The following is a 13,728-nucleotide window of genomic DNA, read 5'->3' as shown; positions in this document are numbered from 1 at the left end:
GAAGGATTGCGCGGGATCTACCCGAGACAGTTAACGAGATGACGCCGAATGGTGAATGGCCGTCTGAGCCGACACAAGGCTTGGATAAGTCGACCCTGCTCGAGGATGTATCCTAGACCGCCTAGTCCAGCCCCGCCTGGTCGGCGAGATAAAAGATGGCCTTCGGATTGCCGGGTACCGCCTCGCTGAACTGGATCCTGCTATTCGGCTGGATGATGCCGAACAGGATTTCGCGGCGCGCCTTGCAGCCGATGGCGCGTAGATCGTGGCCGTCGACATTGCATGATGTCGAAGGCGCCGAGGATCATGGCGTAGGGGTCGCTGAACCGCCTTCTGCAGCGCGGCGAAGTCGTGCAGCCCTGCCTCATTGGTGACGACCGCCTCGCCCTCGACGTTCTTGACCTCGAGCTCCCTCGCGGCTTCGACGAGGCCGGTGTATTTGCTCGTCCAGTCGCCGGCGGGTTTGGTGAAGACACGGATGTCGTCGGGGCTGTTGACGACGATCTGGGTGCGGTAGCCGTCGAGCTTGATCTCGTGAATCCAGTGTTCGCCCTCGGGTGCTTCGGGACCAGCTTGGGCTCGATCGGCGGAATGAATTCGAGGCGGCCCCTGCTACTCAGTGGTTTATGCACGGAATCGAGTCTAGGCCCGATCGCACTGGCGACTAGGAGAACGTACCCATGATCATTTTATTAAATTAGCAATGATGCATGAACGGGCGTATAGTCCAGCCCAGCCGGGGCGAACGCCTCTCAGCCGGTAGGTGCAGCGGCCAAATCGTCGTCTCCCAAATGCCGTCGGGCTATCCCAACAGGTTATGACGGGTGACGACTTGAGACGGGATAAGCACAATCCGCCAACTATGAGGGGCAAAATCAACGGGTCGCCGGACAACGACGAACCGGGGCATTTGGAGTTCTGTCCAATTTGCGGGCAGACATTCGATAAGCGAAACCTTGTCGAAGTGCTGCATCATCACCTTCCAGAGCATGAGCCGTTCGCGATGCATAGGTGACGCACATAGAAGCCGCCCCGGTTTTCTCGCCGCACGTGCCAGGACGGAATTTCGAACTGAACCGCATAGCGCGGGGGGGCACGCGAGCCACTTGTCCGATCACCCGCTCAGAAATTTCTCTCAAACATTCCCGAGGAACAAGTCCGGCCCCTAGATGGTTCGGTCGTATGCAGCATGCAGGTTCGGCCATGGTTGAGGTCGACAAAAGGAAGCAGAAGGTTATCGCCGACCTTATACGACGGTGGATCACGTCAGAAGCCATCCGTGACTACCTCCGCAAGGCGCTAAACCTTCCGGTAGAAGAGGGGCTGCCGGACGAGCATAAGTCTTTGCTTGACGAAATTGGTCAGGCCGACAAAGAGTGAGCACGTGCTAGCTGTGAACTGCCCACGATGTTTGGTTAAAAACGTACGCGGCCAGACTCATCGCCCTGATCGGCTTAGAGTTACTTCCGTAGGAGTGCTCTCATGCTGCCGTTGCCCCACGCCGTCGATCCAAGGTAGTTGCTGAGGCGGCGTCCTCGATCAGTTCGGCTATTAGCGTGCGGACGGTAAGTCGCGTAATCGGGGTACGTTGCGTTAGGGAGCCTTTAGTTCGTCGCAATTCAACACTGTTTGTCATGGAGAACGAAGGTTGGCAGTAGACGAGAGCCTCCGCAGAATCCGCTTTCTCGGTTAGTGAGGCAATGATGCCGATAACGCCCGCCGCTTGGCGTTGGATTCTGTTAATCTAAGTCCCATGATTTGCGGCCTCGGACGGAAGAGACCGAGGCCCGCTTCTCTAGGAACAATCTCACAGTTCGGCAGTTCTCTTTTGTCAAAAAGGAGATTGAAAATGTCAGAGTCGCGAGAATGGCTGGTGCAATGGCTTCGGGACGCTCATGCCATGGAGGAGCAGGCCGAAACAATGTTGAGCGGGCAGCTAAGCCGCATTGAGAACTACCCCGAACTCAGCGACCGAATGCGCCTGCACCTTGATGAAACGAGACAGCAGGCTGCTCGGCTGAAAGCCTGTCTCGACCGGATGGATGAGGGTTCGTCCACAATGAAAGATGCTGGCGGAAAGGTGACTGCCATGGCGCAGTCGTTGAGCGGCTTTTTTGCCGCCGACGAGGTGATGAAGGGTTCCCTCGCGAGCTATACGTTCGAACACATGGAAATCGCCTCCTACACTATCCTCATTGCCGCCGCCGAATCGCTGGGCGAAACCGAGGTCGTGCGGGCTTGCGAAGACAACCTCCGAGAGGAGGTCGCGATGGCGGAATGGTTAAAAGACCATCTTCCGTCGACAACCGAGGAGTTCCTCGCGAGGGCCGAAACGGAAAGCGACACTGCTAAGCGGTGATCTGCGGCACTGGCTGAGCGGTGCCTCGTCGGACGCGCAGCCCGTCACTCCAGTCGGGCACGTCACCTCGAACAAAGGGCGTCGTCGTCGGCTCGCCGTATTCGCTCTGCGCCGCGTTAGCATCACGGGACGACGCAATAGCCGCGGCATGTTTGCTCGCAAGAGCGTTCGCGGTCCTTACTGCCAGATCTTCCGACTGCTGCTCTGCTGGACCGAAGACAGGCTGAAGGTGCCCGGTCTGTCGCGGTCGAAGGCGGTGACCACAATCAATTGGGAACCTTCTGCTGCGGTAGGAGCTCTCTCGCATGCTGACTGCCTTCCTCTGCCGCCAACCTGTTCGGTGTCGCTGCGACCATCTTCGGAGGTGCCATCCCCTGCTAAACTCAGGACTCCAAGTAGCGGCCGCTAGGGCCAGCCCACGCTCCAGGGCAGCGTTGGCGACGAGAAGCGCCTTGACTACTTCTCTGGCCCCACCATGGGCAGCTATGGCCTCGTTGGTCGCAAGCTTCCAGTCGGCGGCATCAAGTTGCTGTTCCTGCGATCTCCGCTTTGTTGTCCCGTACCTGTTGGTCTCTCTGGGGGGCTGTAGCAGCACGTGTTGGTGGAAGTCGTAGGCTCGGCACCGAATGGAAGCTCAGCAATGCCCGGGGCTGGGCAGCTTCTGATATTCAATGCTTGGTTCTGCGAAAGTAAGCGCAGGTTCCAGCCGAGTGACCTGAAGGGAATCTTCGGGGACATTGAGCCGGAATCGTGGGGGTGAGCTGCGAGCGACTGCGGAGGTTTCCATCATCAAGGCGACTGCATGGCCGGCCCTGGGCAATTTAAGCACTGGATCCGCCGTCTTACGTGGCGCGCGCTAACCCATTCACTTTCTTTGCGGCCCCGAAGCGGCGTCGGCGAGCGCCTGGCTTGCGAGTTTTGCTTTGATGTCGCGCGCCATCCGCAGATGCTCGAGCACAGTCGGCAAAGTATCTGAGGCGAAATGCTGGAGGTCGGCATCCTGGCCCGAACCGATCTCCCACTCGAGTAGTTGCACAGTCTTCTGGTGATCGGTGATCTGGCCGCTGATATAGGCAAGGTCGAACGCAGCCCCTTCGAGCTTTTCCAGCTTGGCGCGCAGCTGCTTGTGCTCGTCGTCGAGCCCCTGCGGCAGTGGGATCTTGTCGGCTTCGGCAAGCGATTTCAGTTTCACGTTTGCCGCTGAGTGGTCGTCGACCATGCGGCTGGCAAATTCCTTGATGGCGGAATGGCTGGATTTTTTCGCAAGATTACCGACATCGACTTCTGCGGTGCCGCCGGCCAGGAAGAGCTGCGCGAACAGCCGGTCCTGATAGTTCGTCTGATGCGGGATGGGCTGACCCGGCGAGTCCATCAATGTGTCCGGGGCATTGCCGGCCGGATTTCCGATCTGCGCAAAGAGAGGCGATGCGCAGAGTGCCGTCAGGCCCAAGGTCGTTGCAAGAACACGCATGAAAACCTCCACCGAAGATGTGCCGACCGGCCGGCCCGCCGCCTGTCAAAGTGCGAGCATATAGGCGACGAGATCATCCTTCTCGTCCTGGGTGAGCTTGACGCCGAGCACCAGGTTGAAGAACTCCACCGTATCGGCCAGCGTCATCAGACGGCCGTCATGCAGATAGGGTGGCGTGTCCTTGATGCCGCGCAACGTAAACGTCTTGATTGGCCCGTCGGGCAGTTCCACCATGTCATTGACGGTCCGCCCGGGTTTGTAGAAGCGCTCCAGTTTCAAATCGTGCATGTTGTTGTCCATGAACGATGTTTGTGGGTCATGGCATGCCGAGCAGCGGCCCTTGCCCATGAACACCCGCTCGCCCGCCAGTTCCTTTTCGCTGGCCACGGCGGGATCTAGCTTTCCGAACGCATCGAGCTTCGGCGCCGGCGGAAAGTCGATGATGTTCTGCATCTGCGCCATCATCGCCACCTGATTGGTGCGGTCTGGCAGGTTGACGCCCTTCCTGGTGGCGCTGACATGGTCGCCATTGAAATAGGCGGTGCGCTGCTCGAATTCGGTGAAATCCTCGACCGAACGCAACGACCGCTTCGATCCATGAATTTGCTGGTTGAACAGGCCGCGCAGGCTGGTTGAATCGAGGCGGAAGCGCGCTGCCTGCGGCCTGATATCGGGCGTTAGATGAAAGGCGGCATTGGTGTTGAAATTGGCGTGGCAGTCGAGGCAGGCCACTCCCATGCTTTGCCCAGCCACCTTGCGGTCCTCGGTTTGGTTGAATTCCTCCTGCGGGAACGGCGTCAACAGAAGCCGCAGACCCTCCATCTGCACCGGCGTGATGATGCCGTTCATGATTTCGTAGTAGTTGCGGATGGTCAGCAGCTCGCCGCGTGACACGTCGCCGAGCTCCGGATGAGTGGTCAGGAATATCGGTGACGGGAATTCCGGGGTGAGGTAATCGGGAAAATCGAAGTCGACGTCGAAGCGCCTCAGGTCGCGTCCTTCCTGCCGGCCGACCTCGCGGATCTCCTCTTCCGGAAAGACCTGGCCTCCGGCCGCCTGTTTGACATGCGGCAGCGGCAGGAACCCGTCAGGCAGCAGATCGCGGTCGCGGATCTCGCCAGGGCTCATCTCCGCCAGGCCCTGCCAGGTTTGGTCCTTTGCCAGCTTCACGCGGACGCCCTCCTGGACCGGCTTGGTGCCGCCGGACATTTTCACGCCCGGCATGGGACGGTCCGAAAGGTCGTATCGCGCGTCCAGCAAGGCCTTCTGGCGCGCCATCACGCGTGGCTTCTGTGCCTCGTCGTCGGCCTTGACTGCCGAGAACGGACGGGCCGGCAGCGGCCGGTAAGTGAGATCGGGCGGCAGCGGATCCGATAAGGCGCTGAGGCTGGCGGCAATAACGACAAGCGCGCACGGAACGCCCGCATTCCACACTCTGCGCATTTTTCCCTCCTGGCTGGATTTACGCCGAACCGCACCGCGCGCGATTTGTTCCCCGCGGGAAAAAGCACAAGTTTCGGGTCGGGTATCTTGGGACGGGTGCGATAATTCGTGACTTATATGACCTCTGCCCGCCAATTGAGATTTGGTCGAAACTCCCCAAGAATCTACGCCAGTTTCTCCCGGTGGGGCCAGCAGCTTGGAGCGGGGATCTTGGAGCGCCGCTAGGCGTGACTAGCGAGCCTTAGGGTGCTCGCCTTCGAGCGAACTCGTGCGCTCAAGCAAATGGGAACGAGCCATGCGAACGAAGTACGTGGCGTGCTGCCCAGTATCCAGCCACAAGGCGCCCCGCAATCGGTCAACGCATCTGGCACGGCACTGCACTTGATGTCTGAGCTTGGGCGGCGCGGCTAACCTATGTATTCGCCTCTGTCCTCAGCTTTTGCGCCGCTTGGAACTTCTTCTCCCGACATTGGCTTCCCTGGTACGGTATTTTCGCCAATGCCAGACTTGGATGAAAATTATAAAGAAGGCCTGCAGCGACAAGCACCAAAAGCGTGCCGAGCGCGGCCACCTGCCACAGACCAAGCCCGCACGCCACGCCAATTGCGCCAGACAGCCACAGGCCCGCACCGGTCGTCAGCCCGTGGATCTCGCCTCTCGAAAACAAGATCGATCCGGCAGCAGGAACGCGACGCCAGTGACCGCTTCGACGACGCCAATCGGATCGACCTTTACGGAATCCTGCAGAAATATCGGCGCGTGAACGATTTCCCATCGTCAGAATGCCGAACGTAGCCGCTGCCACGCAGACCACAATATGCGTCCGAAGCCCTGCAGGCCGATTCGCCATTCGCGTTCGAAACCGATCGCAGCACCGAGGATCGACGCCAGTAGAAGCCTCCGCAATGACGGGAAACTGGACGTATGTCGGATGGCCGAATTCTTGGAGAAGTTGTTGCATGAGTAACCTAGGTTGCCCGACACAACGTGATCGGGATGGCCCGGTTCCCCAAGCGCTGCGGGTGCCGCGGATGTGCGGTGTTTTGACATTTCGACCTTGGGGTGTCGGATTATTTGCATGCAAACGACATTTGCGACGCTATCCTCCCCTTCCTCAACGTACCATTCTGGGAGGAATGCATGGCTGCGCATGAGCAACATGCCGTTGAAATCGTGAGGGCGAAAGAGTGGTCGGTTCGCGTGACGGTCAGTGGCCTCAGCGGTGACGCCGCGAGAACCCCCTATGTTTGCTCCCGCACCAGCAGTGACACCATTCCTGCCGCCTATGTTAGCACCAGCGCCGGCATTCACTCCGCCGCGCCCACCGATCGAGGCGCCGGCTCCCGCTCTGATGCCACCACTGCCCCCGATCGAAGCGCCGAGACCAGCGTTGATGCCGCCTGGGCCGCCAATTGATGCGCCGGCACCGACGTTAATTCCCGCCGCACTGGAAGGAAATGATAGAGATAAAACAAGTGCACCACCGGCTAAAGCTGTGGCGAAACTCTTGACGAAATTTGCCATGACACTCTCCTTTGATACTTGCGTCATAGCAGCAGTTTCAATGCCTGCTACTTCAGCGATAACGAGCTCAGAGAGTAATTGGATTGCTAACACGGAACTATCTTTGAGATTGTAACTTACGAGTACAGAAATACTCTCAAACAATTTGAAAATGGAGCGGTACATCCCCGGCCGGCGACCGACTGCCAACAGATACGAGAAGACCGCATTCCCCGCTTTCCCTCCCCGCTTTTGGACAAAAGCCGGCTTAGGCGGGCACGCACGACTTCGGCCAGCCGCCTCCTCTTACCAACCTCAAAATCTGTTTTGCGTCGGATCATTCCGGCGTGCACCGCGTTGAGGAGAATCCCGGATGGAGGAAAAGCACCATGGACGACGATCGGCAGCAACGAATCCAGCAACGGGCCTATCAAATTTGGCAGCGCGAAGGCGGCATTCACGGCGATCCTGAGCGACACTGGCATCAAGCTGAAGCCGAAATCGACAGAGAGGCGGCGTTGCCGCTTACGGCGGACGATGCTCTTCCGGAAACCGGCGAGATCGCCAGCTCAGACGTTTTGATAGTTGACGCACTGGCGATACACACCGGTATAACCCCCGAGCAGGCACAAGAACTTTTGGACAGGCTCGGCAATGACCGCGCCGCAATCGAGCAAGCCGCGCGGAGCCTTAAGACGGCGGGAGGGTGACATGGGCGGCGTCGAAGTAAAAACCCCGCAACGCGGAGTTTTGTCGGTTTTACGCGGCTTAGGCGTTCCGCGAACCGCTCGCTCACCCTCGGAATCTTTCTGTGTGCCAGTGGATCTTGCCGTCCGGTCCCTTCATCGGCTTGTGGATCATCAATCGCTTGGGTAGGTGCTCGGGATGCACTTCGAGCAGCGTGATCTTGACCGTCGGCTTACAGCGGCTGCAATCGAACTTCAGCTTTAGGGGATCGGCGCCGCCGCCATAGACCATCATCAGATCGGCGGAACGGCAGTAGCGGACATTGCCGCAGCTGCATTCCGCCTTCACGAGCATATTGTGCCGGGTCGCCTTGCCCAGCGTGTCGATCGGTTCGTGCACCATGAGAACAGAAAAGGAACATTTTCCTTGATCGTCAAGACCGGCTCTGGAATCTTTCGAACAAGGTTCTGTTTTGAACACCGCGCCGACGGCGAAGCATATCTCTGAGGAGCAATTCGAAAATGATCAGCCCGCCAAGACGACATGGCGAGTATGCCGACCGCGAGATCAACTGCCAGGAGGCTGTGGAGCCTGGTTTTCAGGCGATCGTCGACTGCATGCTGGAGGCCGGCTGGACGCGTGGGGAGATCATGCGGTCATTGAAGCGGCTCATCGCCGCCGACAACATGACCCAGAAGGAAAATGCCAAGGTCGAGGCGCAGATCGCCATCGCGCGCGCGATGATCCGTGCGGGCCGGCCTTGACGGTCGCCCGCCCAGCGCCAGTATCCTGACGATGGATGAGAACTACAAACACGGGGAAAGAACTGGCCTGCAGCTCGTTCGCATGGCGATCGAGCTAACCTGTCCAGCCGGCGTTCTGCCGAGCGAGGAGGCAGTGAACCTTCTTATGGGCTGCCCGGCGCATGAGGGCGAGGCGCTGGCTAAGGCGATTATCGAGACGGTCGACCGGCTGACCCGGGGTCATCATCCGGGCCAGCGCTCCCAAGATGAGATCAGTCGTAGACCTTGACGATCCTGCGCGTGCTCGGATCCACCAGAACGGTCCGGTTGTCGACAACGACATAACGGTATTTGACGTTGGGGACTTCACGAAGCTCGACTGTATTGGGAAGAGTCGAGCCGATGTTGAGCTCCACTCCAGGAATTTTCACCGATGCGAGAGGCTGCTTGTGCACGTATTCCTTGATGACGGTTTCCTGCTGCGGTTCGATGACCACGTCCTGGGCGGCAGCGGCACCAATGCCGGCCAGCAACAGAAATCCCGCGGCTGCGGTGGAAAGATGCATTCTCATAGCCGTCTCCTTGTTGGAATTTGCCGGGACGCATCTTCATCGCGCCAAGCTCACCAAAACGTAAGCCTACCAACGAACGTTCCTGCGCCGGGGCTTAGGTCTTATACCGCCGGACCTAAGTCTGAAGTGCTAGACGCAATGGCCTGAACAAGGTGTCGCGCGGAACCGCGACTTCGTCGTCCCGTTGTCACGTGAACTCATGGAAGGAGAGACGGCTCATGGAAGTTAGTGTCCACCAAGCCCGTTGGTTGCTCGGGTCGGTTTTCGCCGTCTCCATTTCACTATTGATGATAGGAGCGGTCGCCTGAAAAATGACGCTCTCTAGCCCCGAAGTTGGTATCTGCGCAAGAAAAGTCCCTTCATTGCGCTGATAGGGTCCGCCGGCCTTTGCTGGATTTGGCAGGCGGACCCTTAGTTCCCCGGGCGCTCGCGATCATCGCCGAAGCCAAGCAGCGAAGCGTGCCGTATATACTTATGCTCGCCGCGAAGGTGTTTGATCCGCAGCTTCACGCCTGGCGCAACCCACTGCGTCGCCGGTCGCTTCTTGATGCCGCCCGGAGGTGGGCCGGCATGTTCCTTGACCCGCTTCCACAGCTGTTCCTTCATGTCGCGGCCCAGACTGATGAAGGCCGAACCGACATACTTCCCGGTGCCTGGCTCAGGCCAGCAAGGCGAATGCCGCCTTGCCCGGCTCGTTCTCGACGCCCATCAACTCATATTCGTTGACGACGAAACTCTTCGTCTTCAGCCAATTCGTCGTCGGGCCGCTGCGGTACGGGCTGTCCGCGCTTTGAGACGATCCCCTCGAGGCCCGCTTGGTCAGCGAGGTAGAAGATCGCCTTGGGGTCACCGGGTATCGCTTCGCTGAACTGGATCCGACTGTTCGGCTTGACGATGCCGAACAGGATTTCGCGGCGCGCCTTGCAGCCAACGTCGCGCAGATCATGTCCGTCGACATGCATGATGTCGAAGGCGCCAAGCATCATGGCATAAGGGTCGCTGTGGACCGCCTGCTGCAGTGCGTCGAAGTCGGGCAGACCGGCCTCGTTGGTGACCACCGCCTCGCCCTCGAAGATCGCGTTCTTGACCTCGAGCTCGCGTGCGGCTTCTACGAGGCCAGTGTATTTGCTCGTCCAGTCCGCGCCGCCCTTGGTAAAGGCGCGGATGTCGTCGGGGCTGTTGATGACGATCTGGGTGCGATAGCCGTCGAGCTTGATCTCGTGAATCCAGTGCTCACCCTCGGGTGGCTTTGGGACCAGCTTGGGCTCCATCGGCGGAATGAACTCGAGGCGGCCGCCGCCGGTACTTACAATTTTACGCACCCAGTCAATACTAGGTACAAAGCTTATATTAGCCAGAGTGAACGGAACGCAATTCCGCTGCACCTTGGTTAAAAGCGTACCGGAAACAATCGGTTGACTCTGAGTTCTGGATGATGCCGCGCTATTTCTTCGACTTTGCCGATGCCGGTGCGAGGTATGACACCGAGGGTACCGTGCTGCCGGATATCCAAGCCGCTAAGGCTGAGGCCGCAAAGGTGCTGGCTGAAGTCGCAAGAGATCGGGCGAGAGACGGCATCTACCGCGAACTTGTCGTGACGGTTCGCGGTGAAAACGGCGAGACCCTCCTGCAGGTAATCGTCAGATTTGAGATCGTGACTGTGCCGGCTAGTTCAGCGCCGCCGGCAGGCCCGGACTGAAACCCTTCAAGGCCGCGGCAATGCCCATCATTACCGACTGGTCGGGATGGTCGAGCACGCGCAGCGTACCTGGTTCGTCGCCGCCGACGCCGCAGATTGGCACCACCTGGTATCGCCGTCGAACGGCATGCTTTCACCATTGGCGAGCCGCGCTTTTCGCGCGGGCTCTGGTCCGACACTCAATGGCGGCGCCGTGCCCACCCCTCCAGCGATGGCTGGGAGGCCAAAACAAGGGCGTCCTCATCCTCTACGCCGGCCACGTAGTTTGCGATTATCCGAAATGCGAGAGCCTCACGTTGGTCATCAGATTGAGCGTTGACCTTCAGCTGATCGAACACGCGGCCCAGTAGGGCAACTTCGTAGGGGGTGAAAACACCAGCTCGCTCAGCGGTTCGACGAATCGGCATGACACGGCCCCCTTCCTTGCGCAGGTAATCCTATTCAGGAACCCCATCAAAAACAAAGCCCGCCGCGCTGTTTGGGCACGGCGGGCAATCAAGCGCTGATGCACCAAGCATAGGGACTTCGGGGGTTGGGCTTGCCAGGTGCGCGCGATCGGGTCGACTTTAGGCCCATGGGCTGTAACGCGTCCACCAACCGACGGTGGAGAAGGCTATTGCAGAGCCGGGGGGCTGGCTACCCACAGAAGCAGCGCAACGCCGATCCCGTAGGGAACCAGCACGACCGCCAGCGCTACCCAAAAGCCTGGGTCCGCCAACATCGCCATTTCACTGCGAAGCTCTTCCATCGCGTGTTTCCAAGGAGGGTGTGTTTTCAGCCTTCCGCCGCTGCTCCCGGAGCCGAGCCGTCTTTGCGTCTCGGGTCGCGCGCTCAATATCGATTAATGACCGTGCAGCATCTGACGTGCGCTGCTCTCTCTCATCTCTTCGTGTCCAAGTGGCCAAGCGGCGCTCTCCTATGCGAGGCCCGATCTGGGCGAATAGTGCCACTGATCGAACCATCGTCGCAGGCGGGTGTTCCACCCAAGACAACAAAAAGCCCGCCGACCGAAGCCGACGGGCCAAGCGTACCGACAGCTGATGACAATTTGCCGTCTGGCCGGAGTACGAAGCTCCACACGCGAAAAGGCCGAAACTTCCGCAGATGCTAATGTACAACAGGTGCGAGGCTAGCCCGGAATTCCGGTGGGAGACCCGACCCATGGAACCTTTCAAAGCCGCATGCCTTGTCCCTTTTCGATAGAAGGAGATAAGAAATGAGCCTTGACATAGGAAAGGTCGCCATAGCGTTGCTCGGGCTGCTTGCCTACAAGAACAGGGACAAGATCGGCGAGTTGATCGCTGGCAGGAAATCGACCGATCCCAACGCTAGCGCTGGCTCCCCCGGTGGCCTCGGCGACATCCTGGACCGCCTCAGGAATGCAGGTGCGGGCGGCGAAGTTGATTCGTGGGTAAGTAACGGATCAAACCGGCCCGTTCAGCGCGAGCAGGTTGAAAAAGCAATCGACCCCCAAACGTTGAACGATTTGGCCGAGCAAACCGGACTGTCCCACGACGAGCTTCTCGACCGGCTCACAAGAGAACTCCCCGACGCAGTGGACAAGCTCACTCCCGACGGCCAGTTGCCAGCGAGCACAGGTCCAAATCTCCTGGACGATGTCCCAAGCCGCACTTAGCGCCATCTTGCCACGACAGGTCAGGTCATCCCGGATCGCTAATCCCTCGCAACCAGACGGTAGCGGAAGTTGTTGCGGATGTGGTCGTTGAAGTAGCGACCCTTCGCGACGGCGGCTCGGAATCCGGCGTAAGTGTCCTGCGGCACGTCCTCGAATTGGTACCGTTTGCCGCTGGCGACGAACCACACCGAGAGGGTTTTGCTGTCCAGATCGTATTCCGTTTTGCGTATGGAGCTGGACGGCATGGAGCTCTCCGCCAAAATCGCGGGCCTGTGACACCAACAGTGAAGTGATATAAACGTTCCTATGGCGGCTCATCTGGACTCTCGCGCGCGACAGAAGCATTCTCCCTTTGGGGAGAGAGGGCTTGGACAAATCCCGCTATGACAATCGGTCTGAGCAATGGCGGAAACGCATAGGTGCGAGGCGATCCCGCGCGCGGCGCTGGGCGAGCGTCCCGCTGCGCCTGATCTCGGTGACCCTGGCTACAGCCGCCGCCTTGGCAGCGCAGACTGCTTTGCAGCACCGTGACAACGTCACCGAACTCAATCTGTCAAACTGGCTGAGCTCCAAGCCCGAGCAGATCGGCGGCGTTGCTTCTGTGATAGACGGCGATACGATCGAGGTGCACGGCCAGCGCATTCGGTTCAACGGTATCGATGCGCCGGAGAGCCGGCAGTACTGCAGCGACGCCAAGGGCTTCGCGTATCCTTGCGGCCGACGGGCCGCCGACGGGCTGGACGCCTTCCTGGCCGCCTCGAGGCCGGTACAATGCACGCTAGTCACCTGGGATCGTTACGGACGCTTTGTCGGCGACTGTCGGCGAGCGGACGGCGCCAGGGTCGCGTCGTGGATGGTCGACCAGGGTCAGGCACTGGACTGGCCCCTCTACAGCCACGGCGCCTACGCGGGGCAGCAGGCGAAGGCAGAGGCGGCAAAGCTCGGTCTGTGGGCCGGAACTTTTCAGGCGCCTTGGGAGTGGCGTCTAGCGCATGCCGATAACCGGCCGCTTTCTAGCCAGCCGCTTGGCTTCATCAACTGCCATCAGGTCGCACAAAGCGGCTATTCATGCGAGCCGCGGCGCACCTGTTCCCAAATCAGCTCGTGCGATGAAGCAAGTTGGTACCTAGCCAACTGCTCTTGGGGCCGCAAGCTAGACCGCGACAAAGACGGCATCGCCTGCGAAAGCCTGTGTTGAACCTGCAGGTGCTGCCGCTGGCCGCCCCTACGACTCGCCCGGATGCGCTGCGAGCGCGGATCCGTATTTGTCGTGTTGCCCGCTCGCTCCCTGTTCGTGACCAACGAGGGAAGGAACCGTGCGTATTATCGGCATGGACATACACCGCGTAGCCGCCGAGGTCGTGTCGTTGCTTGATGGCAACATCGTCAAGCTCGGCCGCGTTCAAATGCTGCGCAATTAGCTCGAGGAGTTCGCCAGGAAGGAACTCACCCACGATGATCATGTGGTGATCGAGGCCACGGGCAATGTGCTGCTGCCGTCGCTGAAGTGCCGTCGCCCTACGTCGATCGGATCGTGATCGCCAATCCCAAGCAGGTGCACATGATCGCGCACGCGAAGGTGAAGACTGACACGATCGACGCCACTGTCCTTGCG

The 13,728-nt window shown here is 59.5% G+C and carries 18 protein-coding genes and 1 pseudogene; 9 read left to right on the top strand and 10 right to left on the bottom strand.

Annotated elements, in window-relative coordinates; all coding sequences use genetic code 11:
* Nucleotides 1-30: 30 nt before the first annotated feature.
* A complete protein-coding gene (locus NKH49_RS33365) occupies nucleotides 31-597 on the bottom strand; it encodes an ATP-dependent DNA ligase (RefSeq protein WP_352929848.1) in 567 nt (188 codons plus the stop codon).
* Between the two features lie 606 nt (nucleotides 598-1,203).
* Here NKH49_RS33365 and NKH49_RS33360 point away from each other — a divergent pair.
* Nucleotides 1,204-1,380, top strand: coding sequence for a hypothetical protein (locus tag NKH49_RS33360; protein ID WP_352837185.1), 177 nt, complete (start codon nucleotides 1,204-1,206; stop codon nucleotides 1,378-1,380).
* Between the two features lie 469 nt (nucleotides 1,381-1,849).
* Nucleotides 1,850-2,359, top strand: coding sequence for a ferritin-like domain-containing protein (locus NKH49_RS33355; protein ID WP_352929845.1), 510 nt, complete (start codon nucleotides 1,850-1,852; stop codon nucleotides 2,357-2,359).
* Nucleotides 2,360-3,224: 865 nt separating this feature from the next.
* Here NKH49_RS33355 and NKH49_RS33350 read toward each other — a convergent pair.
* The 3 genes from NKH49_RS33350 to NKH49_RS33340 form a co-directional block, all read right to left on the bottom strand.
* Nucleotides 3,225-3,830, bottom strand: a complete 606-nt coding sequence (locus NKH49_RS33350) for a DUF4142 domain-containing protein (RefSeq protein ID WP_352837187.1) — start codon at nucleotides 3,828-3,830, stop codon at nucleotides 3,225-3,227.
* Nucleotides 3,831-3,875: 45 nt separating this feature from the next.
* Nucleotides 3,876-5,273, bottom strand: a complete 1,398-nt coding sequence (locus NKH49_RS33345) for a cytochrome B6 (protein WP_352851692.1) — start codon at nucleotides 5,271-5,273, stop codon at nucleotides 3,876-3,878.
* A gap of 412 nt (nucleotides 5,274-5,685) precedes the next feature.
* A complete protein-coding gene (locus tag NKH49_RS33340) occupies nucleotides 5,686-6,123 on the bottom strand; it encodes an MgtC/SapB family protein (RefSeq protein ID WP_352929842.1) in 438 nt (145 codons plus the stop codon).
* A 290-nt stretch (nucleotides 6,124-6,413) separates the two neighbouring features.
* On the opposite strand from NKH49_RS33340, the gene NKH49_RS33335 reads away from it, so the two are divergent.
* Together NKH49_RS33335 and NKH49_RS33330 are read left to right on the top strand one after the other, a co-directional pair.
* Nucleotides 6,414-6,689 carry a hypothetical protein gene (locus tag NKH49_RS33335; protein WP_352929839.1) on the top strand — a complete coding sequence of 92 codons (276 nt, stop codon included), beginning with the start codon at nucleotides 6,414-6,416 and terminating at the stop codon, nucleotides 6,687-6,689.
* Between the two features lie 476 nt (nucleotides 6,690-7,165).
* Nucleotides 7,166-7,486, top strand: a complete 321-nt coding sequence (locus tag NKH49_RS33330; RefSeq protein WP_352929836.1) for a DUF2934 domain-containing protein — start codon at nucleotides 7,166-7,168, stop codon at nucleotides 7,484-7,486.
* An 82-nt stretch (nucleotides 7,487-7,568) separates the two neighbouring features.
* Here NKH49_RS33330 and NKH49_RS33325 read toward each other — a convergent pair whose 3' ends face one another.
* On the bottom strand, nucleotides 7,569-7,943 hold the full coding sequence (locus NKH49_RS33325) for a hypothetical protein (protein WP_352929833.1): 375 nt from the start codon (nucleotides 7,941-7,943) through the stop codon (nucleotides 7,569-7,571).
* Between the two features lie 41 nt (nucleotides 7,944-7,984).
* Here NKH49_RS33325 and NKH49_RS33320 point away from each other — a divergent pair, with 41 nt between their 5' ends.
* The gene (locus NKH49_RS33320; RefSeq protein WP_352929830.1) at nucleotides 7,985-8,227 is read left to right on the top strand and encodes a hypothetical protein; all 243 of its coding nucleotides are present in this window, start codon (nucleotides 7,985-7,987) and stop codon (nucleotides 8,225-8,227) included.
* A 251-nt stretch (nucleotides 8,228-8,478) separates the two neighbouring features.
* Here the strand turns inward: NKH49_RS33320 and NKH49_RS33315 are convergent, their stop codons facing one another.
* The 3 genes from NKH49_RS33315 to NKH49_RS33305 all read right to left on the bottom strand — a co-directional run bounded on the left by NKH49_RS33315 (nucleotide 8,479) and on the right by NKH49_RS33305 (nucleotide 10,100).
* The gene (locus NKH49_RS33315) at nucleotides 8,479-8,778 is read right to left on the bottom strand and encodes a DUF1236 domain-containing protein (RefSeq protein ID WP_352929827.1); all 300 of its coding nucleotides are present in this window, start codon (nucleotides 8,776-8,778) and stop codon (nucleotides 8,479-8,481) included.
* A gap of 411 nt (nucleotides 8,779-9,189) precedes the next feature.
* Complete coding sequence (locus NKH49_RS33310) at nucleotides 9,190-9,384, bottom strand: hypothetical protein (RefSeq protein ID WP_352929824.1); 195 nt, start codon at nucleotides 9,382-9,384, stop codon at nucleotides 9,190-9,192.
* Between the two features lie 107 nt (nucleotides 9,385-9,491).
* Complete coding sequence (locus NKH49_RS33305; protein WP_352929821.1) at nucleotides 9,492-10,100, bottom strand: ATP-dependent DNA ligase; 609 nt, start codon at nucleotides 10,098-10,100, stop codon at nucleotides 9,492-9,494.
* Nucleotides 10,101-10,210: 110 nt separating this feature from the next.
* Between NKH49_RS33305 and NKH49_RS33300 the strand changes: the two genes are divergently transcribed.
* A complete protein-coding gene (locus NKH49_RS33300; RefSeq protein WP_352929818.1) occupies nucleotides 10,211-10,477 on the top strand; it encodes a DUF6894 family protein in 267 nt (88 codons plus the stop codon).
* Here NKH49_RS33300 and NKH49_RS33295 read toward each other — a convergent pair.
* On the bottom strand, nucleotides 10,446-10,583 hold the full coding sequence (locus NKH49_RS33295; RefSeq protein WP_352929815.1) for a hypothetical protein: 138 nt from the start codon (nucleotides 10,581-10,583) through the stop codon (nucleotides 10,446-10,448). The two genes, NKH49_RS33300 and NKH49_RS33295, sit on opposite strands and share 32 nt — an antisense overlap.
* A gap of 1,110 nt (nucleotides 10,584-11,693) precedes the next feature.
* Here NKH49_RS33295 and NKH49_RS33290 point away from each other — a divergent pair.
* Nucleotides 11,694-12,113 carry a YidB family protein gene (locus tag NKH49_RS33290; protein WP_352929813.1) on the top strand — a complete coding sequence of 140 codons (420 nt, stop codon included), beginning with the start codon at nucleotides 11,694-11,696 and terminating at the stop codon, nucleotides 12,111-12,113.
* Nucleotides 12,114-12,151: 38 nt separating this feature from the next.
* Here NKH49_RS33290 and NKH49_RS33285 read toward each other — a convergent pair whose 3' ends face one another.
* Nucleotides 12,152-12,358 carry a KTSC domain-containing protein gene (locus NKH49_RS33285; protein ID WP_352929811.1) on the bottom strand — a complete coding sequence of 69 codons (207 nt, stop codon included), beginning with the start codon at nucleotides 12,356-12,358 and terminating at the stop codon, nucleotides 12,152-12,154.
* Nucleotides 12,359-12,480: 122 nt separating this feature from the next.
* Here NKH49_RS33285 and NKH49_RS33280 point away from each other — a divergent pair, with 122 nt between their 5' ends.
* Complete coding sequence (locus tag NKH49_RS33280) at nucleotides 12,481-13,311, top strand: thermonuclease family protein (RefSeq protein ID WP_352929808.1); 831 nt, start codon at nucleotides 12,481-12,483, stop codon at nucleotides 13,309-13,311.
* A 118-nt stretch (nucleotides 13,312-13,429) separates the two neighbouring features.
* Nucleotides 13,430-13,728 (top strand): annotated as a pseudogene (locus NKH49_RS33275) (IS110 family RNA-guided transposase); the annotation flags it as partial.

The sequence above is a fragment of the Mesorhizobium sp. M1088 genome, assembly GCF_040318575.1.
GTDB lineage: Bacteria > Pseudomonadota > Alphaproteobacteria > Rhizobiales > Rhizobiaceae > Mesorhizobium.
The sequence above is the reverse complement of the archived record's forward strand: the minus strand, read 5'-3'. Positions and strand labels throughout refer to the sequence as shown.

Excerpts from the sequence above, each read along its gene's own strand:
- NKH49_RS33320 (WP_352929830.1), top strand. The coding sequence starts at position 7,985 with ATGATCAGCCCGCCAAGACGACATGGCGAGTATGCCGACCGCGAGATC.
- NKH49_RS33355 (WP_352929845.1), top strand. The coding sequence starts at position 1,850 with ATGTCAGAGTCGCGAGAATGGCTGGTGCAATGGCTTCGGGACGCTCAT.
- NKH49_RS33330 (WP_352929836.1), top strand. The coding sequence starts at position 7,166 with ATGGACGACGATCGGCAGCAACGAATCCAGCAACGGGCCTATCAAATT.
- NKH49_RS33290 (WP_352929813.1), top strand. The coding sequence starts at position 11,694 with ATGAGCCTTGACATAGGAAAGGTCGCCATAGCGTTGCTCGGGCTGCTT.
- NKH49_RS33360 (WP_352837185.1), top strand. The coding sequence starts at position 1,204 with ATGGTTGAGGTCGACAAAAGGAAGCAGAAGGTTATCGCCGACCTTATA.
- NKH49_RS33340 (WP_352929842.1), bottom strand. The coding sequence starts at position 6,123 with ATGGCGAATCGGCCTGCAGGGCTTCGGACGCATATTGTGGTCTGCGTG.
- NKH49_RS33335 (WP_352929839.1), top strand. The coding sequence starts at position 6,414 with ATGGCTGCGCATGAGCAACATGCCGTTGAAATCGTGAGGGCGAAAGAG.
- NKH49_RS33345 (WP_352851692.1), bottom strand. The coding sequence starts at position 5,273 with ATGCGCAGAGTGTGGAATGCGGGCGTTCCGTGCGCGCTTGTCGTTATT.
- NKH49_RS33285 (WP_352929811.1), bottom strand. The coding sequence starts at position 12,358 with ATGCCGTCCAGCTCCATACGCAAAACGGAATACGATCTGGACAGCAAA.
- NKH49_RS33300 (WP_352929818.1), top strand. The coding sequence starts at position 10,211 with ATGATGCCGCGCTATTTCTTCGACTTTGCCGATGCCGGTGCGAGGTAT.
- NKH49_RS33310 (WP_352929824.1), bottom strand. The coding sequence starts at position 9,384 with ATGAAGGAACAGCTGTGGAAGCGGGTCAAGGAACATGCCGGCCCACCT.
- NKH49_RS33315 (WP_352929827.1), bottom strand. The coding sequence starts at position 8,778 with ATGAGAATGCATCTTTCCACCGCAGCCGCGGGATTTCTGTTGCTGGCC.
- NKH49_RS33350 (WP_352837187.1), bottom strand. The coding sequence starts at position 3,830 with ATGCGTGTTCTTGCAACGACCTTGGGCCTGACGGCACTCTGCGCATCG.